Source organism: Streptomyces sp. NPDC055400 (assembly GCF_053644375.1).
In genome coordinates this window covers 382,560-406,110 of record NZ_JBSHLM010000009.1, presented here as the reverse complement: position 1 = coordinate 406,110, position 23,551 = coordinate 382,560, and the positions used below count along the sequence as shown (strand labels likewise).

Annotated in this window: 25 protein-coding genes and 2 pseudogenes; 14 read left to right on the top strand and 13 right to left on the bottom strand. The window is 71.3% G+C overall.

Annotated features, from left to right (window positions below; genetic code table 11):
• Window positions 1-27: 27 nt before the first annotated feature.
• Window positions 28-342: a metal-sensitive transcriptional regulator gene (locus tag ACWIGU_RS25385; RefSeq protein WP_454403991.1), complete on the bottom strand. Its 315-nt coding sequence runs from the start codon at window positions 340-342 to the stop codon at window positions 28-30.
• A 191-nt stretch (window positions 343-533) separates the two neighbouring features.
• Between ACWIGU_RS25385 and ACWIGU_RS25380 the strand changes: the two genes are divergently transcribed.
• The 9 genes from ACWIGU_RS25380 to ACWIGU_RS25340 all read left to right on the top strand — a co-directional run bounded on the left by ACWIGU_RS25380 (window position 534) and on the right by ACWIGU_RS25340 (window position 7,618).
• A complete protein-coding gene (locus ACWIGU_RS25380) occupies window positions 534-1,904 on the top strand; it encodes a rhodanese-like domain-containing protein (protein WP_454403990.1) in 1,371 nt (456 codons plus the stop codon).
• 38 nt (window positions 1,905-1,942) lie between these two features.
• Complete coding sequence (locus ACWIGU_RS25375) at window positions 1,943-2,149, top strand: hypothetical protein (protein WP_454403989.1); 207 nt, start codon at window positions 1,943-1,945, stop codon at window positions 2,147-2,149.
• The gene (locus ACWIGU_RS25370; protein ID WP_454403988.1) at window positions 2,146-2,889 is read left to right on the top strand and encodes a sulfite exporter TauE/SafE family protein; all 744 of its coding nucleotides are present in this window, start codon (window positions 2,146-2,148) and stop codon (window positions 2,887-2,889) included. The genes ACWIGU_RS25375 and ACWIGU_RS25370 overlap by 4 nt, the downstream gene beginning before the upstream one ends.
• Before the next feature lie 33 nt (window positions 2,890-2,922).
• Window positions 2,923-3,495 carry a rhodanese-like domain-containing protein gene (locus ACWIGU_RS25365; protein ID WP_454403987.1) on the top strand — a complete coding sequence of 191 codons (573 nt, stop codon included), beginning with the start codon at window positions 2,923-2,925 and terminating at the stop codon, window positions 3,493-3,495.
• Between the two features lie 178 nt (window positions 3,496-3,673).
• Complete coding sequence (locus tag ACWIGU_RS25360) at window positions 3,674-4,084, top strand: YciI family protein (RefSeq protein ID WP_454404026.1); 411 nt, start codon at window positions 3,674-3,676, stop codon at window positions 4,082-4,084.
• 8 nt (window positions 4,085-4,092) lie between these two features.
• Window positions 4,093-5,256, top strand: a complete 1,164-nt coding sequence (locus tag ACWIGU_RS25355) for an RNA polymerase sigma factor (protein ID WP_454403986.1) — start codon at window positions 4,093-4,095, stop codon at window positions 5,254-5,256.
• Window positions 5,257-5,493: 237 nt separating this feature from the next.
• Window positions 5,494-6,708, top strand: coding sequence for a cation:proton antiporter (locus tag ACWIGU_RS25350; protein WP_454403985.1), 1,215 nt, complete (start codon window positions 5,494-5,496; stop codon window positions 6,706-6,708).
• 120 nt (window positions 6,709-6,828) lie between these two features.
• Window positions 6,829-7,269 (top strand): DUF6325 family protein, encoded by a 441-nt coding sequence (locus tag ACWIGU_RS25345; protein WP_454403984.1) that lies wholly within the window; start codon window positions 6,829-6,831, stop codon window positions 7,267-7,269.
• A gap of 34 nt (window positions 7,270-7,303) precedes the next feature.
• The gene (locus ACWIGU_RS25340; RefSeq protein ID WP_454403983.1) at window positions 7,304-7,618 is read left to right on the top strand and encodes an SHOCT domain-containing protein; all 315 of its coding nucleotides are present in this window, start codon (window positions 7,304-7,306) and stop codon (window positions 7,616-7,618) included.
• 74 nt (window positions 7,619-7,692) lie between these two features.
• On the opposite strand, the gene ACWIGU_RS25335 is transcribed toward ACWIGU_RS25340, so the two are convergent.
• From ACWIGU_RS25335 to ACWIGU_RS25315, 5 genes are all read right to left on the bottom strand, one after another.
• Entirely contained in the window at window positions 7,693-9,411 is a 1,719-nt protein-coding gene (locus ACWIGU_RS25335; protein WP_454403982.1) for an aldehyde dehydrogenase family protein, read from the bottom strand.
• Window positions 9,412-9,510: 99 nt separating this feature from the next.
• Window positions 9,511-10,809, bottom strand: coding sequence for an MFS transporter (locus tag ACWIGU_RS25330; RefSeq protein WP_454403981.1), 1,299 nt, complete (start codon window positions 10,807-10,809; stop codon window positions 9,511-9,513).
• Window positions 10,810-10,914: 105 nt separating this feature from the next.
• Window positions 10,915-11,850 carry a TauD/TfdA dioxygenase family protein gene (locus ACWIGU_RS25325; RefSeq protein ID WP_454403980.1) on the bottom strand — a complete coding sequence of 312 codons (936 nt, stop codon included), beginning with the start codon at window positions 11,848-11,850 and terminating at the stop codon, window positions 10,915-10,917.
• A gap of 195 nt (window positions 11,851-12,045) precedes the next feature.
• The gene (locus ACWIGU_RS25320; protein ID WP_454403979.1) at window positions 12,046-12,648 is read right to left on the bottom strand and encodes a TetR/AcrR family transcriptional regulator; all 603 of its coding nucleotides are present in this window, start codon (window positions 12,646-12,648) and stop codon (window positions 12,046-12,048) included.
• A gap of 57 nt (window positions 12,649-12,705) precedes the next feature.
• Window positions 12,706-12,942: an AMP-binding enzyme gene (locus ACWIGU_RS25315; protein WP_454403978.1), complete on the bottom strand. Its 237-nt coding sequence runs from the start codon at window positions 12,940-12,942 to the stop codon at window positions 12,706-12,708.
• Between ACWIGU_RS25315 and ACWIGU_RS25310 the strand changes: the two are divergent.
• Window positions 12,902-13,270 (top strand): annotated as a pseudogene (locus ACWIGU_RS25310) (AMP-binding protein); the annotation flags it as partial. The gene ACWIGU_RS25315 and the pseudogene ACWIGU_RS25310 overlap by 41 nt on opposite strands.
• Here ACWIGU_RS25310 and ACWIGU_RS25305 read toward each other — a convergent pair.
• Window positions 13,267-13,440: pseudogene (locus tag ACWIGU_RS25305) on the bottom strand (AMP-binding protein); the annotation flags it as partial. The pseudogenes ACWIGU_RS25310 and ACWIGU_RS25305 overlap by 4 nt on opposite strands.
• A 74-nt stretch (window positions 13,441-13,514) precedes the next feature.
• Here ACWIGU_RS25305 and ACWIGU_RS25300 point away from each other — a divergent pair.
• From ACWIGU_RS25300 to ACWIGU_RS25290, 3 genes are all read left to right on the top strand, one after another.
• Complete coding sequence (locus tag ACWIGU_RS25300; RefSeq protein ID WP_454403977.1) at window positions 13,515-14,126, top strand: TetR/AcrR family transcriptional regulator; 612 nt, start codon at window positions 13,515-13,517, stop codon at window positions 14,124-14,126.
• A gap of 87 nt (window positions 14,127-14,213) precedes the next feature.
• Window positions 14,214-15,872 (top strand): acyl-CoA dehydrogenase family protein, encoded by a 1,659-nt coding sequence (locus tag ACWIGU_RS25295; RefSeq protein ID WP_454403976.1) that lies wholly within the window; start codon window positions 14,214-14,216, stop codon window positions 15,870-15,872.
• 165 nt (window positions 15,873-16,037) lie between these two features.
• Window positions 16,038-16,457, top strand: a complete 420-nt coding sequence (locus tag ACWIGU_RS25290) for an MmcQ/YjbR family DNA-binding protein (RefSeq protein ID WP_454403975.1) — start codon at window positions 16,038-16,040, stop codon at window positions 16,455-16,457.
• Window positions 16,458-16,490: 33 nt separating this feature from the next.
• Here ACWIGU_RS25290 and ACWIGU_RS25285 read toward each other — a convergent pair whose 3' ends face one another.
• Window positions 16,491-17,375, bottom strand: coding sequence for a LysR family transcriptional regulator (locus ACWIGU_RS25285; RefSeq protein WP_454403974.1), 885 nt, complete (start codon window positions 17,373-17,375; stop codon window positions 16,491-16,493).
• Window positions 17,376-17,443: 68 nt separating this feature from the next.
• Here ACWIGU_RS25285 and ACWIGU_RS25280 point away from each other — a divergent pair, with 68 nt between their 5' ends.
• On the top strand, window positions 17,444-18,364 hold the full coding sequence (locus ACWIGU_RS25280) for an EamA family transporter (protein WP_454403973.1): 921 nt from the start codon (window positions 17,444-17,446) through the stop codon (window positions 18,362-18,364).
• Window positions 18,365-18,616: 252 nt separating this feature from the next.
• On the opposite strand, the gene purU is transcribed toward ACWIGU_RS25280, so the two are convergent.
• From purU to ACWIGU_RS25255, 5 genes are read right to left on the bottom strand one after another with little or no spacing between them, the layout of a single operon-like run.
• Window positions 18,617-19,546: a formyltetrahydrofolate deformylase gene (purU, locus tag ACWIGU_RS25275; protein ID WP_454403972.1), complete on the bottom strand. Its 930-nt coding sequence runs from the start codon at window positions 19,544-19,546 to the stop codon at window positions 18,617-18,619.
• A gap of 4 nt (window positions 19,547-19,550) precedes the next feature.
• Entirely contained in the window at window positions 19,551-19,754 is a 204-nt protein-coding gene (locus ACWIGU_RS25270) for a hypothetical protein (protein WP_454403971.1), read from the bottom strand.
• Window positions 19,751-20,380, bottom strand: a complete 630-nt coding sequence (locus ACWIGU_RS25265) for a sarcosine oxidase subunit gamma (RefSeq protein WP_454403970.1) — start codon at window positions 20,378-20,380, stop codon at window positions 19,751-19,753. The genes ACWIGU_RS25270 and ACWIGU_RS25265 overlap by 4 nt, the downstream gene beginning before the upstream one ends.
• Window positions 20,373-23,243, bottom strand: coding sequence for a sarcosine oxidase subunit alpha family protein (locus ACWIGU_RS25260; protein WP_454403969.1), 2,871 nt, complete (start codon window positions 23,241-23,243; stop codon window positions 20,373-20,375). The genes ACWIGU_RS25265 and ACWIGU_RS25260 overlap by 8 nt, the downstream gene beginning before the upstream one ends.
• Window positions 23,240-23,545: a sarcosine oxidase subunit delta gene (locus tag ACWIGU_RS25255; RefSeq protein ID WP_454403968.1), complete on the bottom strand. Its 306-nt coding sequence runs from the start codon at window positions 23,543-23,545 to the stop codon at window positions 23,240-23,242. The genes ACWIGU_RS25260 and ACWIGU_RS25255 overlap by 4 nt, the downstream gene beginning before the upstream one ends.
• Window positions 23,546-23,551: the final 6 nt, after the last annotated feature.

Sequence of the window (23,551 nt, the reverse complement as noted above, 5' to 3'; positions counted from 1 at the left end):
GTCTCCCGCCCCCGGGCGGGAGGTGAGTCAGGCCAGCGTGAGGAAGAGCTTTTCGAGCTCTGCCTCGTTCATGGCGGGGGTGCCGCCGTCCTCGGTGGCCGTCAGGCACTCGCGCATGCGGCTCGCGATGATTTTGAAGCCGGCGCGGTCCAGCGCGCGGCTGACGGCCGCGAGTTGCGTGACGACGTCCCGGCAGTCGCGGCCTTCTTCGACCATCGTGATGACTCCTGCCAGCTGCCCCTGAGCGCGCCGCAGGCGGTTGAGCACTGCGCGGGCGGAAGCTTCGTCGTCGGCGGTGGTGGCCGCAGTGTTGGCGGCCGGGTTCGGCACGGTCGGGGTCATCCGTTGGGCTCCTTGGTGAGGTGGACGAGCGCGTGGTCCAGTCTGCCCGCTGCCTCGTTCGCGGCCGGTCACGGTGTCTGTACCCCCGAGTCCGGATGAACGGGGCGAATCTCCTCCGAGTATACCCCCGGGGGTAATCTGCTACGGTGAATTAATACCCGGGGGGGTATCCATGAGGAAGTGAGCCGCACGTGTTCTTCGTCGACACCATCGAGACCGAGGGTCTGGGCAACCGGCACTACCTGGCCGGGGGTGCCCGGGCCGCCGTGGCAGTGGACCCGCCGCGTGACATCGACCAGGTGATCGCGGCGGCCGCGCGCCGCGGCGTGCGCATCACGCACGTGATGGAGACGCACATCCACAACGACTACGTGACGGGCGGCCTGGCACTGGCCAGGGTCACCGGCGCCGCCTACCTGGTGCCGGCCGCCGCGCAGGTCTCCTTCGCCCGCGTCCCCGTCCACGACGGCGACGTGATCGAGATCGACCAGGAACTGTCCGTGCGGGCCATGGCGACCCCCGGTCACACCCCGCACCACACCGCATACGTCCTGGAGGAAGCCGGTACGGCGGTCGCCGCCTTCACCGGCGGTTCCCTGCTGATGGGCACCGTGGGCCGCCCCGACCTGGTCGAACCGCGCCTCACGGCGAACCTGGCCCGCGCCCAGCACGCCTCCGCGCACCGCCTCGCCGCCGAGCTGCCCGATGACACCTCGATCCTGCCGACCCACGGTTTCGGCAGCTTCTGTTCCTCCGGACAGGCCGGGGGTGAGGCGAGCACCATCGGCCGCGAGAAGGCCGTGAACGCCGCCCTGGTCCAGGACGTCGACTCGTTCGTCGCCGGTCTGCTGGCCGGTCTGGAGGATGTCCCCGCCTATTACGCGCACATGGGCCCGGCCAACTCCGCCGGCCCGGACCCCGTCGACCTGACTGTCCCCCGGCGCGCGGACGCCGAGGAGATCAGCGTGCGGCTCGCAGCGGGTGAGTGGGTGGTGGACCTGCGCAACCGCGTCGCGTTCGCCCAGGGCCATGTCGCGGGCTCGTTCAACTTCGAGGCCGACGGCAAGATCGCCACCTACCTCGCGTGGATGATCCCTTGGGGCAAGCCCGTCACCCTGCTCGCCGAAACGCCCCAGCAGCTCGCCGACGCTCAGCGCGAACTGGTCCGCGTCGGGATCGACCACCCCGCGGCCGCCGCCACCGGCAGCCCGTCCGACTGGCTGCGCCCCGGCCTGGTTCCTGCCTCGTTCCGCCGGGCCACCTTCGCCGACCTGGCCGCCGAGCTCTCCCGGGCAGAGGTGCCGCCGGTGGTCCTCGATGTGCGCCGCGACTCCGAGCGGGCCGGCGGGTACGTCGAGGGATCGGTCCACATCCCCGTACACGCACTGCACCAGCGGGTCGACGAAGTGCCTGCCGGGCAGGTGTGGGTGCACTGTGCGGGCGGCATGCGGGCCGGGATCGCGGCATCGCTGCTGGACGCGGCCGGGCGGGACGTCGTCGCCGTCGACGACGGTTTCGACCGGGCGGCAGAGGCCGGTCTGACCATCCGCTCCGCTGCCTGAGCCCCCTGATCGACACCGAGAGGAGTCCCAGCCCCGTCATGCCCACTTTCCGTCCCGGTCCCGCTCCCGGCTCCGGCCCCGGTACAGGTCCCATCTGCCGCTCCGGGCGGCGGTCCCGGCATGTTGCCGGCCTGCTGCGCGAAGAGGGTTCGTACGCGGTCGACGCCCTCGGCGGCATGCAGGCATGCGCCCGCCGAGGACTGCCCGTCCAGGACGCCGAAGGCGCCGGGGGAACCGTCATATGAGCGTGCTCATCCTTGCCCTGGTGGCAGGCGCGGCGGTCGGCCTGGCGCTGGGCGGGCTCGGCGGGGGCGGCAGCGTTCTGGCCGTGCCCGCACTGATCTACCTGCTCGGCTTCACCCCCGTCGCCGCCACCACCGCGAGCCTGATCATCGTCACCGTGACATCGATCAGCTCGCTGGTCGGCCACGCCCGGGACGGCAACGTTCGCTGGCGGTCCGGACTGCTGTTCGCCGCTGCGGGCATCGGCCCCGCCATGCTCGGCGGCCTCGCGGCGGGCCACATCCCCGCCGCCGTACTGACCATCGCCTTCTCGGTGATCGCCGCGCTCGCCGCCTGGCGGATGCTCGGTCCGGGCCGTCCCGTACAGGACGGACCGGTGCGGCCGCACAGAGCCGCAGGGTCCGGAGCCGGGCTCGGCGCCGTCACCGGCGTGCTCGGCGTCGGCGGGGGATTCCTCGCCGTACCCGCCCTCGTCGGCGTCCTCGGCCTGCGGATGAAGGCCGCCGTCGGCACCAGCCTCCTGGTCATCGTCATCAACTCGCTCGCCGCACTGGCCACCCGAACCGGCACCGCCGACGCCCTCGACTGGGCCGTCATCGCCCCCTTCACCGCAGCCGCGGTCCTCGGCGCCTGGGACGGCAAACGCCTCGCCGCGAAGATCTCCGGCAACCGTCTGCAGCACGTCTTCGCCTACGTCCTGCTGGCCGTGGCCGCCTTCATGCTCCTCGACAGCATCATCTGACCCGGCCCCACCACAACAGAAGGACAGAAACCCATGAACACGACTCTCACCACCAGCGCCGTCCGTGAACGCCTGCACACCCTGATCGTCATCGACGTGCGCACCCCCGGCGAATACGCCGACGGACACCTGCCCGGCGCCCACAACATCCCTCTCGACGACCTCGAGCACGCGATGCCCGCCCTCCGTGAGGCGGCCGACGTCAGGGACCTGCTCGTGGTCTGCGCTTCAGGTAACCGCTCGCAGAACGCGACTGCCACCCTGGCCCGACACGGCATCCCCGCCGCCGGCCTCGAAGGCGGAACCGCGGCCTGGGCCGCTGCGGGAGGAGACCTGCACCGCCCCGCCGGCACCGCGGCAGCACCCAAGTGGGCCATGGACCGCCAGGTCCGCCTGACCGCGGGTTCCGTCGTCCTGCTCGGACTCCTCCTCGGACTGGTGATCCATCCCGCCTTCCAGCTGCTCTCCGCAGGCATCGCCGCCGGCCTCGTCTACTCCGCCCTCAGCAACAGCTGCGCCATGGCCAAGCTGCTCGGAAAACTCCCCTACAACCGCACGGACCGCACCGACCTGAACAGCACCCTCGCCGCCCTGCGGCACAACTGACCCCGACCGCGTGCGATCGGCCCTGCGGGCACCGGCGACGTCGTTCACCAGCCTCATCCACGAGGCCCGACACGAGGCCCGAAAAAGATGTGCACGGCGATGTCGAGAACCCGTGGTCGGCTCCGTCCCTGAGGTGAAAGCGACCACAATGGGTCGCACCGGCACCGAGGAGAACACGATGGCCAAGTACCTGCTGCTGAAGCACTACCGGGGCGCTCCGGCTTCGGTCAACGACGTCCCCATGGCGCAGTGGACGCCCGAGGAGATCTCGGCGCACGTGCAGTACATGCGCGACTTCGCGGCCCGGCTCGAGGAGACCGGCGAGTTCGTCGACAGTCAGGCGCTCGCCCCCGAAGGGACGTGGGTCCGGTACGACGGTGAGGGCCGCCCGCCGGTCACCGACGGGCCGTTCGCCGAGACCAAGGACCTCATCGCCGGCTGGATGGTGATCGACGTCGACAGCTACGAGCGCGCCATCGAGCTGGCCGGGGAGCTGTCGGCCGAGCCCGGGGCGGGCGGGAAGCCGATCCACGAGTGGCTCGAGGTGCGGCCGTTCCTGGGCGCGCATGCCGGTTGCATCACGGAGTGACCTCACCGATGAACGAGGCCCTGATCCGGAGCCTCACGCCGGGCGTGCTCGCCGTCCTCGTCCGCCGCGGAGCCGACTTCGCGGCGGCCGAGGATGCCGTGCAGGACGCGCTGGTCGAGGCGGTCCGGGTCTGGCCGGCCGACCCTCCGCGGGATGCCAAGGGCTGGCTGGTCACCGTGGCCTGGCGCAAGTTCCTCGACGCCACCCGGTCGGACGTCGCCCGGCGGCGGCGTGAGGACCTCGTCGACGACGAACCGGCACCCGGACCCGCACCCGCGGCGGACGACACGCTCCAGCTCTACTTCCTGTGCGCCCACCCGTCGCTGACGCCGTCCTCCGCGGTCGCGCTCACCCTGCGCGCCGTCGGCGGGCTCACCACCCGCCAGATCGCCCAGGCCTACCTGGTGCCCGAGGCGACCATGGCGCAGCGCATCAGCCGGGCCAAGCGCACCGTCGCCGACGTGCGGTTCGACCGGCAGGGCGACGTCGCCACCGTGCTGCGCGTCCTCTACCTGGTCTTCAACGAGGGGTACTCCGGCGACATAGACCTCGCCGCCGAGGCCATCCGCCTCACCCGGCAGCTCGCGGCCGCGATCGACCACCCTGAGGTGAGAGGGCTGCTGGCCCTCATGCTTCTCCATCACGCCCGCCGAGCCGCCCGCACCGCGCCCGACGGCAGCCTGGTGCCGCTCGCCGAGCAGGACCGCGGCCGGTGGGACACCGAGTCGATCGCCGAGGGTGTAGAGATCCTCCAGGCGGCCCTCGCCCGCGACCGCCTGGGCGAGTTCCAGGCCCAGGCCGCCATCGCGGCACTCCACGCCGACGCGCCCACCGCCGAGGAGACCGACTGGGTGCAGATCGTGGAGTGGTACGACGAGCTCACGCGACTGACCGGCAGCCCGGTCGTCCGGCTCAACCGCGCAGTGGCCGTCGGCGAGGCCGACGGACCACGCGCCGGCCTGGCGGCGCTCGCGGAGCTGACCGACTCGCTGCCCCGCCACACCGCGGTGGCGGCGTATCTGCACGAGCGTGCCGGCGACCTGGCGACGGCGGCACAGCTGTACGCGGAGGCGGCCGACAAGGCACCCAACCTCGCCGAGCGCGACCATCTGACGCGCCAGGCGGCCAGGCTCAACACGTCTCGGCTGAACCGGCTGGAGGAGAACACGTAGCGGTCCGCGGCAAGTCGGGCACCTCCGGGGCCGCCGTAACCCTCGCGGCCGTCCGGCGGTCTTCGCTCGCGGGAAGCCGGTCCACAACGGCCTGGTCCTACGGGCTGTCGCGGGCTCGGACCGCCACCTCGGTTCCCTGGCCGCCGCCTCACCCGCACGGTCCGCCCTCGCATGCGCCGGGCGCCCGGAGCGCCGATGGTCGGAAGAGCATGCTCCGGTGCGGAACAGGGGGACGGTGTGGGACAGGCGGGAACGCTCATCCTCATCATGGCGGCCGCCGTTCTGGCGCCGCTGCTGGCGCACGGCGTCGGCCGATGGGTCCGGATCCCCGTGGTCATCTTCGAAATCGTGATGGGGATCCTCATCGGTCCCGACGTGCTCGACTGGGCGCACGGAGGAGAGGTCGTCAACGTCCTCTCGGACCTCGGCCTGTCGATGCTCATCTTTCTGGCCGGGTACGAGATCCAGTTCGCCGCCGTCCGGGGAGACACGCTGCGCCGTTCCGTCTGGGCCTGGGTGACCTCCCTGGCTCTGGGGCTGGGCGTGGCACTGGCCGTGACGGGCCTGGACTGGGCGCGCGCCGTCGTCATCGGCACCGCGCTGACCAGTACGGCGCTGGGCACGGTGCTGCCCATCCTGCGGGACAGCGGGGATCTGGAGGGCCGGTTCGGCACGGTGATGATGGCGTTCGGCGCGGTCGGCGAGTTCGGGCCCATCATCGCCATGGCGGTGCTGCTCAGCGGCCGCAAGCCAGGGGCGGCCACGGCGGTCCTCGCCCTCTTCGCCGCCGTCACCGCCGCCGCCGTGTTCCTGGCCCTGCGCCCGCGCCGGTCGTGGTTCAGCCAGGTCATCCGCAGCACTCTGCACACGAGCGCGCAGTTCGCGGTGCGTTTCGTGATGCTCCTGCTGGTCGCGATGCTGGCGCTGTCGCGGGAGCTCGGCCTGGACGTGCTCCTCGGCGCCTTCGCCGCCGGACTGCTCACCCGGCTCGTGCTCCAGGGCTCGGTGCCGGAGAGCAGCGAGGAGATTCTGACCCGGGTGGAGGCGGTGGGTTTTGGCTTCCTCGTCCCGCTCTTCTTCATCGTCACCGGAATCGAGTTCGACCTGGCGTCGCTGCTCGACGGCGGGCGCGCTCTGGTGCTGCTGCCCGTCTTCCTCGTCCTCTTCGTGGTCGTACGGGGACTGCCGACGTACGTGCTGGCGCCACGGGATCTGTTGCCCCTCAGCCGCCGGGCGCTCACGGTCTACTCCTCCACCTGCCTCCCGCTCGTCGTGGCGATCACGGCGATCGGCCTGGACGAGGGCGTCGTGAAGAAGAGCGAGGCTGCGGCCCTGGTCGGCGCGGCGATGATCTCGGTCCTGGTCTTCCCGCTGCTCGCCCTGCGACTGCGGGCCCGGGAACGGCACGTCACGACCCAGCTGCCCGAGTCACCCGAGACGGAGGCCTGGTGACCACGCGGCGTCGGTCACCGCATCCATGGGGCTGGCCTCTCTGCGCGGCTCGCGCCGTACAGGGTCGCCCCTTTATGCTCCGTTATGTCCGTAATGCACTTCAGGGAAGGTGACACGCTCGTGCCCAGTGGCCTGAATGCCGACACCGTCGGACCGGTCGACGTCGCCGTGATCGCCTTCGAAGGCAACCAGTTCAATGGTGACGTCGCCCCCGCCCTGCGGGAACTGCAGCAGAACGGAACCGTACGCATCCTCGACCTGACCTTCGTCAGGAAGGCCGCGGACGGATCCGTCGATGTCGTCGAGCTGGCGGACGAGGAAGTGGCGGAGGGGTTCCAGCAGGTCGCCGATGCCCAGTTCGACCTGCTCAGTGACGAGGACCTGCAGACCGTCGCGGACGACCTCCCTGCGGAGTCGTCGGCCATGATCGTGGCCTGGGAGAACACCTGGGCCGCCCGCATGGCGACGGCGGTGCGGGAGTCCCGGGGCGAACTGCTGTATCTCGAACGCATTCCGCGGGGCGCCGTCGTCGAAGCGATCGCCGCGCTCGACTCCGAGTGACACCGAACGATTCGGAACGAAGGGGAAGATCGGTATGCCTCAGCGATTCGGACGACCGGGCCTTCTGGGCACGATCGCGCGCACCGCGGTGATCTCCGGTACCGCCTCCGCCGTCTCCAACCGTGTGGACCGCCGCATGGGGCAGCGCGACATGCAGCGGCAGGCGGAGGCGCAGGCCCAGCAGCAGGCGTGGGCGGAGCAGCCCGCGCCGCAGCAGCAGCCGCCCGCGCCGCCCCCGGCTGCCGCGGACCGCGTCTCCCAGCTCACCCAGCTCGCCGACCTCAAGGCCCAAGGCGTGCTGACCGACGAGGAGTTCGCCGCCGAGAAGGCCAGGATCCTCAGCTCCTGACCCGTACGGTCAGCGCACTCGCTCCTGACCCGTACGGTCAGCGCACTCGCTCCTGGCCCGTACGGTCAGTGCACTCAGCCGCGCAGGGCCGACGCGAAGATGCCCGGCAGCCTGGTTGCCTTCGGGGCGGTGGTGTAGGCCGTGAGGCGTTCCATCGTGGTGCGTCCGGTGCGGTTGGTGACGTAGTACGGCGGGCGCGGCGACAGCGACGGCGAGCCGGTGAACAGGCCGCGCGGCGACGGCGCGAACGGCGCCCGCAGCACGGTCTTCTCCACGTCCTCCAGCATGAACGCGTTGTGCACGAAGCCGATACCGCTGCCGATCTCCTGGCGGGTGTGGCCGGGGAAGGCGCCCCAGGGCGTATATCCGAGCAGGAAGCCGAACGCCGACCAGCAGTTGACGCCGAGCGTGCCGTAGCGCAGCGCGGCGACGGCCTCGTCCACGGCGGCGCGGTGCGCGCGTTCGGTACGGGGGTGGACCAGCAGGGTGGCGCCGAGCGTGCCCGGCAGCCTGTCGTTGGCGAACGTCGTTGCGGCGCGCAGGAATTGGGGTGCGTCCTCGCCCGGAAGCCGGACGACACCGAGGGCGCTGGCGAACACCTCGTCGGTCAGCATCACGTCGTCGAGGCCCTCGATCTCCGGGACCAGGACGCGGCAGGAGTCGTCGATGCCGAGCGTCTCGGCCTGTGGGTGGGCGGCGGTGACCTTGCCGACGCGGGCGGCGGCGCCCGGGTAGTAGTCGGCGCGCGGAGGCAGTTCGCGCAGGACCTTGCGGACCTCGGCGAGCAGCTTCTCCGTGCCGTCCCACTCGCGGGGCACCACGAGGATCTGCGTGGCGACGCAGTTGTGGCCGGAGTTGTTCAGCTTGCTGGTGACGATGTGCTCGGCCTGGAAGCGGAAGTCGGCGTCGCTCCACGGGCCCGGCGTCACGATGCAGGGGCTGACGCCGCCCAGCTCGCTGGTGAACGGCTTGTCATTGAGCGGGGTGTCGTCCTGCTTGCGCTGCTCGGCCCGCTCGTCCGAGCCCCACACGATGGCGTCGTGGGTGCGGTCGCTGCCGGTGACGTGGATGGAGTCGACGCCCTCGTGGCCGGTCAGGTACGCGCCCTCGGGGGCGCCGCCGTCGACGAAGCGGACGAAGCCGCGGTCGACGAACTCGCTGAACACCTTCTCGAAGTGCGGGCGCAGGTAGGCGTTGACGGGGTTCATCTTCGCGAGGACGACCTCGCCCTCCACGTACAGCTTGTGCAGGATGTCGAGCGGGGTGATCGCGGCGATGTTTCCGGCGCCGAGCACCAGAGAGACGGCGCCCTCGCCGGGCCGGCCCCGGTACTCGCCCGCGGCACGGGCCAGGGCCTGCTCGCGGGTGGTGCCGGGCAGCGTCCACACCTGCGCCGTGAAGCCGTTGAGCAGCAGCCGGTCGGAGAGGGTGACGGGGAAGACATCGACGACGGTGCGGCCCTCGTGGCTGCGCACGGCCTTGGCGTCCAACGGCGTGTGCCCGGCGGCCAGGCGACGGAGCACGTGCAGGTAGGCGCTGATCGTCTGGGCCAGGGCCCACGGTGCGCTGATCCAGTCCTCGGCGGCCCACTCCGAGGTCGGCGGGTAGCCCTTGGCCTCGGCCGCGTCCGCGACCATCGCGGCGGCGCCGTCGGAGATCCGCGGCAGCATCCGCTCCAGGAGGGCGATCCGTTCGGGCAGCGCTGTCTCCGTCCAGGCCTTGGCGTGCTCCTTGAGGTCGCCGACTGCCTGGTCGAGGGGGGGGGCGGTGTCGAGTGCTGCGGGGGCGCTCACGGTCAACTCCTAGTAATGCGCGGGGGGATGGGGGTGTGTAGGAGGCCGGCCCATCCTAGGGGCCGGCCTCCGCTGTGTCGCGGCTGGACCGGTGGCCGGTCAGCCGGCCAGCCGGGCGCGGTCACGCTCCGGGTCGATCAGGACGAACGCCAGGACCGCGCCGACCGCGATCAGCACGCCGGACACCAGGACGGACTGCTGGTACCCGGCCTCGCCGTGCGCGTCGACGAGCGCGCCCACGACGGCCGGGGCGAGGAGGCCGCCCACCGTGACGATGGCGTTCATCAGCCCGAGTGCGCCGCCGCTGCGGGCCGGCGGGGCGAGTTCGGCGACGGTGGTCGCCGCGACCGAGGCGTACGAGCCGCCGAAGCCGAAGCCGAGGGAGATGAGCACGGTCTGGACGACCACGGAGTCGGTGAGCGGCACGGCCAGGCAGCAGGCGGCGCCGATGGCCATGATCCAGCCGCCGACCTGCCCACGGGCGCGCTTGCTGCTCACGCCGCGGCGCATCAGCCGGCCGGTGAGGGCGGCCTGGCCGAACAGGGCCAGGGCGCCGACCGCCCACGGCGCGACGACGACCGTCCCCGCGGTGCCGGCCGAGTAGTCCAGGGCGTTGCGCAGGTGCGACGGCAGCCAGACCAGCATGAGAGCCACGGTCCAGTAGCTGGTGAGGTAGGTGAGGGTGGCACCGATCCAGGTGCGGCTGGCGAAGATCCTGCGGTACGGGACCTGCGGCGCGCCGTCGGCCGCGGCGGCACCGGCGACGGTCTTACGGGCCCGCGGGCTGTCGGCGCCGAACAGTACCCAGGCGACGCACCACACGGCACCGGCGACAGCGAGCACCCACAGAGCGGCGCGCCAGCCGTGGTTCTGGATCACCCAGGACAGGGTCGGCGCCGACACGATCACGCCGAGGGTCACGCCCACGGTGATCAGTGCGCCGGGCAGGTTGCGCTTCTCGTTGGGGAACCAGGAGAGGCCGGCCTGCTGGGCGACCGGGAAGGCCGGCCCCTCCGCAGCGCCGAGGAAGACCCGCGAGGCCACGAGCACCGCGAGCCCTCCGCCGATCGCCGCCGGGACCTGCGCCACGGACCACAGCAGCGCCATGATCAGGAGTAGCAGCTTGGGCGACACGCGGTCGGCCAGCATGCCCACGACGATGGCCGCGACGGAGAACAGCAGGAAGAACGCGCTGTTGGCGAGCCCGAACTGAGTGGCACTCAGATTCAGATCGGCACGGATCTCGTCGGCCGCCAGGCCCAGTACGGACTTGTCGGCGAAGTTGACCATCATGAAGGCCACGAGCAGCCCGGTCACGATCCAGGCGCGGACGTTGCTTCTGCCAGTGGCTTCGGTGGCCCCAACAGGCTGCTGGGGCACGGTCGGTGCCGCGGTCATGGGTTCTCCTGAAGGGGAATTCCTGAAAGGACGGACGGGATACGGCAACGGAAGGGCGGGACGGCCCGCACCACAGCCGGCGGGCGGTGCGGGCCGGGCAGGGGGTCAGGACAGCGGGACACCGGCGATGGCGATGCGCTCCATCACCCGGCGCTGCGGGAAGTAGTCGTTGACCGCGTAGTGCTGGACGGCGATGTTGTCCCAGACGGCGATCGAGTCGGGCTCCCAGCGGAAGCGGATCTGGAACTCGGGGATGCGCGCCTGGAGGACCAGGATGTCGAGCAGCTCACGGTTCTCCGCCTCGGACAGGCCCTTGATGTAGCGGGTGAACGGCTCGTTCACGTACAGCGTCCTACGGCCGCTGCGCGGGTGGCGCACCACGACGGGGTGTTCGACCTGCGGCCAGCTCTCGCGGAAGGCGGCCTTCTGCTCGTCGTTCATGAGAGCGCCCCAGCTGGCCTCCCAGTCGTGCACGGCGGTGAGGTTCTCGATCCGCTCCTTGAGGTCCTCGGGCAGGTTGTCGTAGGCGGCGCCCATGTCCGCCCACATCGTGTCGCCGCCCGCGGCGGGCACTTCCACGGCGCGCAGGACGGCCCCGAGCGAAGGGTTGGCCATGAACGAGTGGTCGCTGTGCCAGATGTTCTTGTTGCCCGCGGCCTTGGCGTCCTTGGCGAGCCGGGAGATGCCCGGAGTCCCGGTCTGGGCGAAGAACGGGTTGGCCTCCGGCGGGCCCCAGATGCCCGACAGGGCGAGCTGGTGCTCGGCGGTGAAGCCGGTCTGGCCGCGGAAGAAGATCACCTTCCACTCGAGGAGTGCCTGGCGCAGCTCGGCGGCGAGTTCGTCGGTGATCGGCCGGGTCAGGTCGATGCCGCCGAGCACGGCGCCGAAGTGCGGGGTGAGCGGTTCGATGTCGACCAGCTTGTACGCGGACTGCTCGGCGCCGGGAGCGAGCCGGTCAAGGACTCGGCGGCCGTAGTGCATGAGGGGCTTGTCCAGAACCGGCTTGGGGTTGGTCATGTGGGTCGACGCGACGGCCTGCATGGGGGTCCTCCTGACGGCGAACACTAATTACGTAACCGGCAGTATCGATATTGCAATGCGCCGGTGCAAGGGGTTGGGAGGAGTTGTTTTGCGGTGCAGCCCAGGGCCGCAGAACCGGCATCCGGGCATGGCGAAGGGCGCGAGGGCGCGACGAGGCGTCCCTGCGCGCAGGGGTGACGGGACGTCAGTTCACCGTCAGGGCCGGGCGCCGACCGCCCGGCCGATCAGGTCCACCACCGACTCGACGAGCGCCTCGTCGGGCATCTGCTGTTCGCCGACCATCCGGAAGACGAGTGAGGCCGCCACGAGCGTCGAGGCGGCGGACACATCGACGTCAGGTCTGACGTCGCCGCGCGCGATTCCGCGCTCCAGCAGGTGCCGCGTCTCGCTCATCACGCGGGCCGTGTAGGCGCGATAGGCGCCCGGCTCCGCTCCCGTCTCGGCGGCGGAACCGATCACCCCGGCCAGCAGGCGGTCGATGCCCGGCTGCCGGTAGGCCTTCATGCGCGCCGTGAGGACTGCCCGCAGCTCGGCCCGGAAGTCCCCCATGTCGGGCACGGTCAGGGGGCCGATGCGCGACTCCGCGGCGGCGATGACCAGGTCCTGCTTGGTGGACCAGCGCCGGTACATGGCCGGCTTGCTCACCCCGGCGCGGGCCGCGACGGCGTCCATGGTGAGCGCGCCCATGCCGCTCTCCGCCACCAGGTCGACGACGGCGTCGAGCACGGCCCGCGTGACGTGTTCCTGGCGAGGACGCCCAGGACCCCGGCGTGCCCGCTCCACCTGTTCCTCCGCCATGCGGCGACCCTACGCGGGCCGCGTCCGGTGTCTCGCACTGGGCGCGAGGCGCGGTGCTCAGCCGCTCACCGCCTGCGCCGGCTCGGTCAGCCGGGCCCCCAGCACATGCTTCGTGATCTTCCCCGACGGCGTACGCGGCAGCTCCCTGCGCAGCACCAGCTCGCGCGGGATCTTGTAGCGGGCGATCCGTGTCTCCAGCCACGCCCGCACGCCCGCCAGGTCCGGTTCCGTCCCCTCGCGCGGCACGACGACGGAGCGCGTCACCGCGATGTTCGGCGCGCCGATCGCGCTCATCGCCCCGCTCCAGGCGGTGCCGGACTTCGCCGACTTCGACCTGTCGTCCGTGCGGGCCTGGATCTACGGAGCGGGCCCGCTCGACGCGGACACCGCGCGCCGCCTGATGAAGGCGTACGGATCGGACAACTTCCACCAGGTGTACGGGATGAGTGAGATGGGCCCGGTCGGCTCCTCGCTCTCTCCGGCCGAACAGGTGGCGAAGGCCGGATCGATCGGTCGCGGCGGCATGGTCGGCGTGGACCTCAGGGTCGTCCGGCCGGACGGCGTGGACGCGGAGGCCGGACAGACCGGGGAGATCTGGCTGCGCTCCGACACGCGCATCGTCATCACGGCCGGTCGGTCGCCGGGGCCGAGCCCCGCCTCGTGCAGCACGGTCGCGGCGCGACGGGTCGCGTCGGCGAACTGCCGGTAGGTCCACCGCTGATCGCCGTAGACCACGGCTTCCTTGGAACCGGCCGAGCGAACCGCGCTGTCCAGCAGGGCGCTGAGGTGCATCACGTGCTCCTGACGAGCCGAGCCGGCGGGAACCGGCCATGGCGAGAAACTCTGAATGATGGTTCACTTCTTTCATGGCCTACCGCAAGACCCCAGCCGAAATTCGTCGGCTCGAAGCCGCACGACAGCATCTGGTCGACCGAGCCACCGAGGTCGTGGCCGAGGTCGGCTGGGCCCAGGCGTCCGTGACCGCCGTCGCCGACGCCGCCGGGATCGCCGCCGGCTCCGTCTACCAGCACTTCGCGTCCAAATCCGCGCTCGCCGTCGAGGTGTTCCGGCGGGCCGCGCAGCGTGAGGTGGAGGTGCTGGGCAAGGTACTGGAGGGCGACGGGGACCCGGCCGAGCGACTGCGGCGCGGCGTCGAGGTGTTCGCCCGGCGCGCCCTGGAGAATCACGGCCTGGCCTACGCCCTCCTCGCGGCCCCCGCCGAGCCCGCGGTCGGCGCGGAGCGTCTTGCGTTCCGGCGCCGCTACCGGGCGATGTTCGGCGCGGTGATCCAGGACGGCGTGACCGTCGGGCTGCTGCCCGACCAGGACGTGGACGTCACCGCCGCCGCGCTCACCGGTGCCATCGGCGAGGTCCTCGTGTACCCGCTGGGCACCCCAGCCGCTCACAACACGGACCGGCTCATCAGCGAACTCACCGCCATGGCGCTGCGCTGCGCAGGCGCCCCGCCGGGGACCTGAACCACTCTCCCGCCGGGCCGCACGCACCCCGAACCCGATTCCGATGCCGATCCCGTATTCCGCATCTCGCATCCAGGAGGAGATCCGATGGCCACGACTGGCGCACTACCCAGCAACCCCACCGCCGTGACGCACGAAGTGACCAACCAGGCACCGCCGTTGACCGGACACGACATCGCCGCCGACCCGGTCCTTCTCGAGGGCGTGCGCCGCGAGGGTGCCGCATGGTCTCTCGACGATCTCCACCGGATCGGCCGCCGAGCGGGCAGCGAGGAGGTGCAGCGCTGGGCCGACGAGGCCAACCGCTACGAGCCGGTGCTGCGCACCCACGACCGCTACGGCAACCGCATCGACGAAGTCGATTTCCACCCCTCGTACCACGCCCTGATGGACGTGGCGGTGGGCGAGGGTCTGGCCGGCAGCGCCTGGGCGGACGAACGGCCCGGCGCGCATGTGGCGCGGGCCGCGGCCTTCATGGTGTGGAGCAGCACCGAGGCCGGGCACGGCTGCCCCGTCTCCATGACGTACGCCGTCGTCCCCGCCCTGCGCCACGCCCCCGACCTGGCCAAGATCTACGAGCCCCTGCTCACCAGCCGTGTCTACGAACCCGGTCTGCACACCCCGGGCGAGAAGCGGGGCCTGCTCGCCGGCATGGGGATGACGGAGAAGCAGGGTGGCACCGATGTGCGCGCAAACACCACCTCCGCCACCGAACAGGCCGACGGGACCTGGCGGTTGCGCGGTCACAAGTGGTTCACGAGCGCCCCGATGAACGACCTGTTCCTCGTGCTCGCGCAGGCGCCCGGCGGCCTGACCTGCTTCCTGGTCCCGCGCGTCCTGCCCGACGGCAGCCGCAACACCTTCCGAATCCAGCGGCTCAAGGACAAGCTCGGCAACCGCTCCAACGCGTCCAGCGAGCCCGAGTTCGACGACACCGTGGCCTGGCTCGTCGGCGCCGAGGGCAAGGGCGTCCGCACCATCATCGACATGGTCACGATGACGCGGCTCGACTGCGTCCTCGGCTCCGCCGCCGGTACCCGCGCCGCACTGGCCCAGGCCGCCCACCACGCCCGCCACCGCTCGGTGTTCGGCGCCAAGCTCATCGAACAGCCGCTGATGCGCAACGTACTGGCCGACCTCGCCGTGGAGTCCGAGGCCGCCACCACGCTCGCGCTGCGCCTGTCCGGCGCCGCCGACCGCGCCCAGCGGGGCGACGAGGGGGAGCGCGCCTTCCTGCGCCTGACGACGGCGGTCGGCAAGTACTGGGTGTGCAAGCGGCAGCCCGTAGCGGTGGCCGAGGCCCTGGAATGCCTCGGCGGCAACGGATATGACGAAGCGTCAGGCATGCCGCGGCTGTACCGCGATGCCCCCCTCAACGGCATCTGGGAGGGCTCCGGCAACGTCAACGCCCTGGACATGCTGCGGGCGCTGGCCCGTGAGCCCGAGTCCTTGGCGGCGTTCCGTACGGAGATCGAGGCGGCCGCGGGCGGCGACCGGCGGCTCGACGCGGCCTGGCAGGAGTTGCAGGGCGAACTCGTCCTCACCGAGGACGCGCCGCTGCGGGCCCGCCGGGTCATCGAACGCGCGGCCCTTGTGCTGCAGGGTTCGCTCCTGGTCCGGCACGCGCCGGCCGCCGTCGCGGACGCGTTCTGTGCTTCGCGGCTCGCCGGGGACCGCGGACTTGCCTTCGGGACGCTGCCGACGGGGACCGATTTCGCGGGGCTGCTGGAGCGACTGCCTGCGTGACGTTGGCGTTGGCGTTGGGTGACAGGAAGCGGCTTCATCCACTGCCGCCGCGGACCACGGCCGGTGAGGCGGCGGTTCGCGCGACGCCGGAACAGCCGCACCCGCCGAAGAAACTCCGGCCGAAGGGGACCGAAACACACCGAGTGCCCCTTGTATTCTGCTGCCATGTCGGCTGGATCGCGCCGGGCGCGGGTTGAGGACGTGCACGAACTGGCACTGGGGATGCCTCATGCCACGGTTGTCCACGGCTCCGCCGGCAACCCGGTCTACCAGGTGGGACACAAGTCATTCGTCTTCTTCCGTACTCCCCGCCCGGACGCCTTCGATCCCGTGACCGGTGAACGCTACGCGGATGTGATCGTCTTCTGGGTCCCGTCCGAGTCCGACAAACAGGCTCTGGTACAGGATCAAGCGTCCCCCTTCTTCACCACGGCGCATTTCGACGGCCACCTGTCGGTACTTCTCAGGGCCGGCCGGATCGGCGAACTCACCCTGACGGAACTGACCGAAGTCGTTCAGGACGCATGGCTGTCCCAAGCGTCGGCCACCAGGGCCGCCAACTGGCTCAAGGCCCGAGAGCAATGACCGGCTGACGCGCGGCCGGTGTGCCGGGGTGTGTCACGTCCTTGGGCTGCGTGCGTCCTCCCGATAGAGGTCCGCCAGCAAGGCGACGGCGGCGTGGGTGGCGGGATGCGGGCTCTGCTGGGGCCAGATGAGGTGGACGGGGACGGGTTCGGCGTCACGCAGCAGGCGATAGGCGATGCCGTCGCGACGGTACTGCGTGGCCGTGGACTGCGGAGTCACGCCGACGCAGCGGCCGGTCGCGATGGCGGCCAGCCAGTCGTCGACGTCCTGGGTGTACTCCACGTCGGGGCGGGCGCCTTCGGGCCACAGGTCCAAGGTGGTGGTGCCGGTGCGGCGGTCCACCACGACGGTGCGCTCGCGGATCTCCGACAGGCGGATGCTGCGACGCCTGGCCCACGGGTCGTCGGAGGCAAGGGCGAGGCAGCGGCGCTCCTGCCCGACCAGGGCGTGAGCGTAGCGCCGGGTGTCGATGGCGGTACGGATGACGGCCACGTCGCACAGGCCCTCGGCGAGACCGCCGGTGGGGGTGTTGTGGCGGATCAGGTGGAGTTCTACGTCGGGGTAGCGGTCGCGCCAGCGGCGCTGGAACTCAGCGGTGAGCCGGCCCATCGCGGACCAGGCGTGACCGATGCGCAGGCGCGTGTGACCGGTGGTGGCTCGGCGGACCAGTTCGTCGGCCTCGGCGAGCATGTGACGGGCGCGGGCCAGGACCTCCACTCCGGCGGTGGTGGGGGTGACCGTACGGCTCGTGCGGTGCAGGAGCCGTACGCCGAGGATCCGCTCCAGGGCCAGCAGGGTGCGGGAGACGGACGCCTGGGAGACGCCCAGGTCGATCGCGGCGTCGGTGAAGCTGCCGGTGTCGACGATCGCGACGAGGCAACGCAGGTGCCGCAGCTCCAGATCCGGAGAACCATCCATACGTCCAGCGTATAGGTACGGCGTCGGATGCATTGTGCGTATGGGCCCGTGAGGCGGATGGTCGCGTCATGGAAACCGATGTTCGTGCGGAGCCGACCCTGTCCACCGCACCACAGGCCGCCTCACCTCGCTGGTCCGGAGTGGCCCTGATGCTGGGCGGCGGCCTGTCCAACCAGCTCGGGGCGTCCGTCGCCGCACTCGCCTTCCCGGTCCTGGGGCCGGTGGGTGTGGTCGCGGTACGTCAATGGGTGGCCGCGGGCGTGCTGTTGAGCGTCGGGAGGCCGAACCTGCGCGCGTTCCAAGCAGCGCAGTGGAGGCCGGTGCTGGGACTGGCCGTGGTGTTCGCGACCATGAACCTGACGCTGTACATGGCGATCGACCGGATCGGGCTCGGTCTGGCGGTCACCCTCGAGTTCCTCGGGCCGCTCACCGTCGCCCTCGCGGGCTCCCGCCGTCGCGTCGACCTGGTCTGTGCGCTCGTGGCCGGCGCGGCCGTACTCGTCCTCACCCGGCCTCAGCCCAGCACCGACTACCTCGGGATCGCCCTGGCCCTGCTCGCCGCCGTGTGCTGGGGCTGCTACATCCTGTTCAACCGCACCGTGGGGCGGCGCCTGCCCGGGATCGAGGGTTCCGCGGCCGCCGCACTCGTCTCCGGCGCGCTCTACGTGCCGGTCGGCATCACCGTACTGTGCCTGCACCGGCCGACCGCAGCCTCACTCCTGTGCGCACTGGCGGCCGGTGTGCTGTCCTCCGCGGTGCCCTTCCTCGCCGATCTGCTCGCGCTGCGACGCGTCCCCGCCCCCTTCTTCGGGATCTTCATGAGCGTCAACCCCGTGTGCGCGGCACTGGTGGGCCTCGTGGTACTCGGTCAGCACCTCGACCCGGCCTCGTGGACGGCCATCTCCGTGATCGTCGCCGCGAACGCCGTGGCCGTGGGCACGGCGGCGCACCGCCGTCCGGCCCGTCACGACCACCCGGGCGCGGTGTGAATAGAGTGGGCGAGTGGATCTCAACGCTGTGCGCACCTTTGTCGCGGCCGCGGACGCCGGCCAGTTCCAGGAGGCCGCCGCAGCCCGCGATGTCCCTCATCTGGCGCGGCGACAATCGGCATCCGGCGCTCGACGCGTTCCGCGCCCACCTGGAGGCGACCCGAGCGCAGAGCCCGCACGCCGACGTCTGGGAACCGACGTGGAGACAGCGGACCGCCAGAAGGTCGTGAGACCCAAGGCAGTGTCCGCCCTTCAGCGGAGCACCACCGTGCGCCTTCCCTGGACGAAGACGCGGCCTTCGCAGTGCCAGCGGACGGCGCGGGCCAGGGCTGCCGATTCCGCGTCACGGCCGATGGCGGCCAGGTCCTCGGGGGTGTGGCTGTGGTCGGCGCTGATGACCTCCTGGGCGATGATCGGGCCTTCGTCGAGGTCGGCGGTGACGTAGTGGGCCGTCGCGCCGACGAGCTTGACGCCGCGGTCGTGTGCCTGGTGGTAGGGCTTGGCGCCCTTGAAGCTCGGCAGGAACGAGTGGTGGATGTTGATCAACCGGCCGGGCAGCTGAGCGCACAGGCCGTCGGAGAGCACCTGCATGTAGCGCGCGAGCACGACGAGGTCGACGTCGAACGAGTCGATGAGATCGAGGAGTTGGGCCTCGGCCTCGGGCTTCGTCGAGGCGGTCACCGGCACGTGAAAGAACGGGATGCCGTGCCAGGCGACGAGTGCCTCGTGGTCGAGGTGGTTGGAGACGACCGCGACCACGTCGATGGGCAGGTCGCCGCTGCGGGTGCGGAAGAGCAGGTCGTTGAGGCAGTGGTCGTAGCGGGACACCATGATCAGCACGCGGCGGCGGGTGCTGACCGGTTCGATGTGCCACCGCATGGCGAAGGGAGCAGCCACGGCGGCGAAGTCGTCGCGCATGGCCTGCGTGGTGTTCTCGCCGCCGGCGGCGGCGAAGTGCACCCGCATGAAGAAGTGGCCGTCCCGGCGGTCGCCGAACTGCTGGTTGTCGATGATGTCGCTGCCGTGCTCGACGAGGAACCGCGAGACGGCGTGGACGATGCCGGGCGCGTCGGGGCAGTCGAGGGTGAGGACGTGCTCGACCGGTGCCGTGGCGGGGCTCGTCGGAGAGGAGCCGGTCGGCGAGGGGGCGGGGGACGCGGCGGAAGCCGGGGAATCAGTCATGTTGTCAGCATTCGTTGACGTTGACGGCGAGGCTGCCGAGGGCGGCCTCCTGGCATATGGCCTTCATGTCCCGGCCGAGGTCGCGTGGGGCGACCGGCCCGGCGTCCGACGGAGCGCCGGGCCGGTCGCCGCCCCACGTCGGCCCCACCGTGTGAGAGGAGGGGCCGACGCGGACCACGTACACGTCGAACGTGCTCGACGCGATCAAGGCAGCTCGGGGTCGCGGTACTCGTTCATGGCGTCGATGAGCCAGCGCGCCAGGTAGTCGGCGAAGGACGAACGCGGCAGCAGCCGGTACGTCGGCCCGTCGTCGACCTGCCAGAGCAGGACCGCGATCGGCCCCACCGTGGTCGGCACCGCCCGGCCCGGACCGAAGACCCGAGGATGCAGGTCCAGCGGGCAGCCCTTCTCCAGCACCTGCCGGGCGGCCGGGCCGCTCAGTTCGAGGGTGGTGCGGTTCGCCGAGACGTCGACCACGGAGCCCGGATCCGCAGCGAGTGCCTCCCTCAACTCGGCGGCCGCAACGTCCTCTTCCGCATGGGACAGCACGAGCCACTCGTCGGGACCGAGCCAGAGCACCGTGTGGGCGCCGGATGAGGTGGTCTCGCCGTGCTCGCGGGGGAGCGGTGCCCCCAGGGTCTTCTCGACGCGGATCGCCGCCGCGGACGCGGGGTCGACGCGCAGATTCACCATGCTGACGAAGGGCCACTCGGCCAGCGTGACGCCGCGGGCCCCGGTGACGGCGGCGTCCCGCATCCGCTCCGTGAGATGCGCCAGGGGGCTCACGCGCAGGGCCAACAGGCCCGTGCGCGCCTCGTTCGTGCGCTCAGCCATCGCGCTTGGTCCCTTCGGGGTCGTAGAGGACGGAGTCGGTGACCTCGACGGGCACCAGGTCGTCGCCCACCGGGGCGAGCAGGGTCGAGCCGATCCTGGCCCGACCGCCGGCGACGAGAGCGAGGGCGAAGGGGCGGCCGAGTGCGGCGCTGTGGTAGCTGGAGGTGACGTGGCCGAGCATGGGAACCGGCCCCGCCTCGGGGGTCAACGGCGTGTCCTGTGCGATGAGTTGGGACCCTTCGGGCAGCCGCGTCGCACGGTCGGTGGGCAGCAGGCCGACGAGCTGTTTGCGGTCGGGGCGAGAGGTGTCGGCGCGGGAGTAGGACCGGTTCCCGATGAAGTCCTTGCGCTTGGAGACCACCCAGTCCATGTTCGCGTCCTGCGGGGTGACGGTTCCGTCGGTGTCCTGGCCGACGATGATGAACCCCTTCTCGGCGCGCAGGACGTGCATCGTCTCGGTGCCGTACGGGGTGATGTCGTAAGGCTGTCCGGCCTCGTACACCTGCTCCCAGACGGCCCGGCCGTACCACGCGGAGACGTTGATCTCGAAGGCGAGCTCACCGGAGAAGGAGATCCGGCAGACATGGGCCGGGACGCCGGAGGCCAGGGTCGTCTCGCGGAAGGCCATGAAGGGGAACGCCTCGGCACAGACGTCGAGTTCGGGGGCCAGCTCCGCGATGACGTCACGTGACTTCGGGCCGACGACGGCGACCGTCGCCCACTGTTCGGTCACCGAGGTGCAGTGGACGTCGAGTTCGGGCCACTCGGTCTGCAGCCACTCCTCCAGCCAGTCCAGGACTCCGGCGGCGCCACCGGTCGTGGTGGTCATGAAGTAGCGGTTCTCGTCGAGGCGCAGCGTCACGCCGTCGTCGAAGATCATGCCGTCCGGCTTGCACATCACGCCGTAGCGGGCCATGCCGGGCTTCAGCTTCTTGAAGGCGTTGGTGTACACGCGGTTGAGGAACTCGCCCGAGTCCGCGCCCCAGATCTCGATCTTGCCGAGGGTGGTGGCGTCCATGAACGCCACGCCCTCACGGGCCGCGCGGCACTCGCGGGCGACGGCCGCTTCCATGTCCTCGCCGGGCCGGGGGTAGTACCAGGGCCGCTTCCACTGCCCGACGTCCTCGAACTCGGCGCCGTGGGCGACGTGCCAGCCGTGGACGGACGTGGTGCGCTCCGGATCGAAGAGGTCCCCGCGCTCACGCCCGGCCAGGGCCGCGAAGGCCACCGGGGTGTACGGCGCCCGATAAGCCGTGGTGCCGATCTCGCCGGGTGACGCGCCCGCGCCGAGGGCTTCGGCGATCACGCCGATCGCGTTGACGCCGGACGTCTTGCCCTGGTCGTTCGCGGTGCCGAGCGAGGTGTAGCGCTTGACGTGCTCGACACCGCGCATGCCGGCGCCGGTGGACCGCCAGACATCGGCGGCCGTGACGTCGCGCTGGAGGTCGACGAAGTGGGTGTCCCAGGTGCCGGGTTCGCCGGCGGGGGAGGGCACCAGCCACAGGGCGCGGACGTCGGGGCGTGGGTCCTCGGACGGCGCCGCGGGTACCGGGACGGGGAACCCCGCTTCGGTCGCGGCCAGCGCACCGGCCCGCGCGCCTTCGGCCAGCGCCCCGTCGAGACCGTACGTCCCACGTGCCGCGCCGACGATCTGCTGGTGCCGAACCGTGCCGTCGGGTACGAACGCGACCAGGTCGTCGTCCCAGCGCAGCTTTCCCTGGCGCTGGCTGTGCAGGTGGACGACAGGACTCCAGCCGCCCGAGACGGCGAGCAGGTCGCAGTCGAACTCTTCGGCCTCGCCGACGAGTCGGCCATCGGCATCAAGGGCCTGGACGGTGACGCCGGTGAGCCGGGACTCGCCCGCGGCGGCTACCACCGCGCTGCCCGTGAGTACCCGGACCCCGGTCGCCGCCGCGATCTCGGCGGCCCGCTGCGACAGTTCGGGGCGCGCGTCCACGACGGCGGCGATGCCGATCCCGGCCGCGTGCAGATCGGCGACCGTGTCGTACGCGCTGTCGTTGGTGGTGCCGACCACGGCTCGCCTGCCCGGAGTCACGCCGTACCGGTTGATGTACGTGCGTACGGACGCGGCCAGCATCACGCCGGGACGGTCGTTGCCGGCGAAGATCAGCGGGCGCTCGTGCGCGCCGGTCGCCAGGACGACCCGGCGGGCGCGGATGTGCCACAGCCGCTGGCGCGAGACGCCCGAGGAAGGGTCGGGTGCGTCGGCTCCGAGGTGGTCGGTGCGCCGCTCCAGGGCGAGGACGTAGTTGTCGTCGTACGACCCGAACGCGGTGGTGCGCGTCAGGACAGTGACCTCGGGCGCGGCATCGAGTGCCGCGCGGACCTCGGCAACCCACTCCAGCCGAGTGCGTCCGGACAGCAGCGCACCACCGGGCTCGGGCTGGTCGTCCACCAGGATCACCCTCGCGCCGGATTCGGCGGCGGCAGCGGCGGCCGAGAGCCCGGCCGGGCCCGCGCCGACCACCAGGACGTCGGTGTGGACGTACTTCTTGTCGTAGACGGCGGGGTCGGGGGTCGGGTCGAGCCGTCCCATCCCGGACAGCGTCGTCGCGGACAGGCCGTCGTACAACTCCACCGTCGTCGCGGGGAGCATGCCCTCCGAACATGAACCGCCGAGCTGTACCAGGGCGTTGGGCTCCTCGACCCCCGCCGAGACAATGCCGCGGGGACGGCCGAGGTAGAGGGACGGGGCGGCTTCCACGATGCCGTTCGCCAGCATGGCGGAGGCGAGGGTGTCGCCCGGGTGGCCGGTCAGCTCCCGTCCGTCGAGGGTGAAGTGGAGGAAGGTGGTGCGGTCGACGCGGCCTGCGTCGCCGAGCCGGAACTGCTGGTCGGTCATCGCTGCTCTCCGGCCGGGTCGCTGACGTGGGGTTCGGGGCGCGGCTCGTCGAGCCGGTAGGTGGCGAGCACCTCGTAACTCACGGTGTCGCGCAGGGCGTTGAACCAGCGGCGACAGCCGTGGCTGTGCATCCACCGCTCGGCGAAGGGGCCCTTCGGGTTGTCGCGGTAGAAGACGTACTCGGCCCACTGCCCGTCGTCGAGGTCGGCGGGGTTCTCGGGGTACGGAACGTGGGCCTGGCCCCCGTAGTGGTATTCGCTCTCGTTATGGGGACCGCACCATGGGCAGTCGATCAGCAGCATCGCAGC

Bases quoted from the DNA above. Each gene is read 5' to 3' on its own strand.
- ACWIGU_RS25385 (WP_454403991.1), bottom strand. From the start codon at position 342: ATGACCCCGACCGTGCCGAACCCGGCCGCCAACACTGCGGCCACCACC.
- ACWIGU_RS25375 (WP_454403989.1), top strand. From the start codon at position 1,943: ATGCCCACTTTCCGTCCCGGTCCCGCTCCCGGCTCCGGCCCCGGTACA.
- ACWIGU_RS25370 (WP_454403988.1), top strand. From the start codon at position 2,146: ATGAGCGTGCTCATCCTTGCCCTGGTGGCAGGCGCGGCGGTCGGCCTG.
- ACWIGU_RS25365 (WP_454403987.1), top strand. From the start codon at position 2,923: ATGAACACGACTCTCACCACCAGCGCCGTCCGTGAACGCCTGCACACC.
- ACWIGU_RS25360 (WP_454404026.1), top strand. From the start codon at position 3,674: ATGGCCAAGTACCTGCTGCTGAAGCACTACCGGGGCGCTCCGGCTTCG.
- ACWIGU_RS25355 (WP_454403986.1), top strand. From the start codon at position 4,093: ATGAACGAGGCCCTGATCCGGAGCCTCACGCCGGGCGTGCTCGCCGTC.
- ACWIGU_RS25340 (WP_454403983.1), top strand. From the start codon at position 7,304: ATGCCTCAGCGATTCGGACGACCGGGCCTTCTGGGCACGATCGCGCGC.
- ACWIGU_RS25330 (WP_454403981.1), bottom strand. From the start codon at position 10,809: ATGACCGCGGCACCGACCGTGCCCCAGCAGCCTGTTGGGGCCACCGAA.
- ACWIGU_RS25325 (WP_454403980.1), bottom strand. From the start codon at position 11,850: ATGCAGGCCGTCGCGTCGACCCACATGACCAACCCCAAGCCGGTTCTG.
- ACWIGU_RS25320 (WP_454403979.1), bottom strand. From the start codon at position 12,648: ATGGCGGAGGAACAGGTGGAGCGGGCACGCCGGGGTCCTGGGCGTCCT.
- ACWIGU_RS25315 (WP_454403978.1), bottom strand. From the start codon at position 12,942: ATGAGCGCGATCGGCGCGCCGAACATCGCGGTGACGCGCTCCGTCGTC.
- ACWIGU_RS25300 (WP_454403977.1), top strand. From the start codon at position 13,515: ATGGCCTACCGCAAGACCCCAGCCGAAATTCGTCGGCTCGAAGCCGCA.
- ACWIGU_RS25295 (WP_454403976.1), top strand. From the start codon at position 14,214: ATGGCCACGACTGGCGCACTACCCAGCAACCCCACCGCCGTGACGCAC.
- ACWIGU_RS25290 (WP_454403975.1), top strand. From the start codon at position 16,038: ATGTCGGCTGGATCGCGCCGGGCGCGGGTTGAGGACGTGCACGAACTG.
- ACWIGU_RS25285 (WP_454403974.1), bottom strand. From the start codon at position 17,375: ATGGATGGTTCTCCGGATCTGGAGCTGCGGCACCTGCGTTGCCTCGTC.
- ACWIGU_RS25280 (WP_454403973.1), top strand. From the start codon at position 17,444: ATGGAAACCGATGTTCGTGCGGAGCCGACCCTGTCCACCGCACCACAG.
- purU (WP_454403972.1), bottom strand. From the start codon at position 19,546: ATGACTGATTCCCCGGCTTCCGCCGCGTCCCCCGCCCCCTCGCCGACC.
- ACWIGU_RS25265 (WP_454403970.1), bottom strand. From the start codon at position 20,380: ATGGCTGAGCGCACGAACGAGGCGCGCACGGGCCTGTTGGCCCTGCGC.
- ACWIGU_RS25260 (WP_454403969.1), bottom strand. From the start codon at position 23,243: ATGACCGACCAGCAGTTCCGGCTCGGCGACGCAGGCCGCGTCGACCGC.
- ACWIGU_RS25255 (WP_454403968.1), bottom strand. From the start codon at position 23,545: ATGCTGCTGATCGACTGCCCATGGTGCGGTCCCCATAACGAGAGCGAA.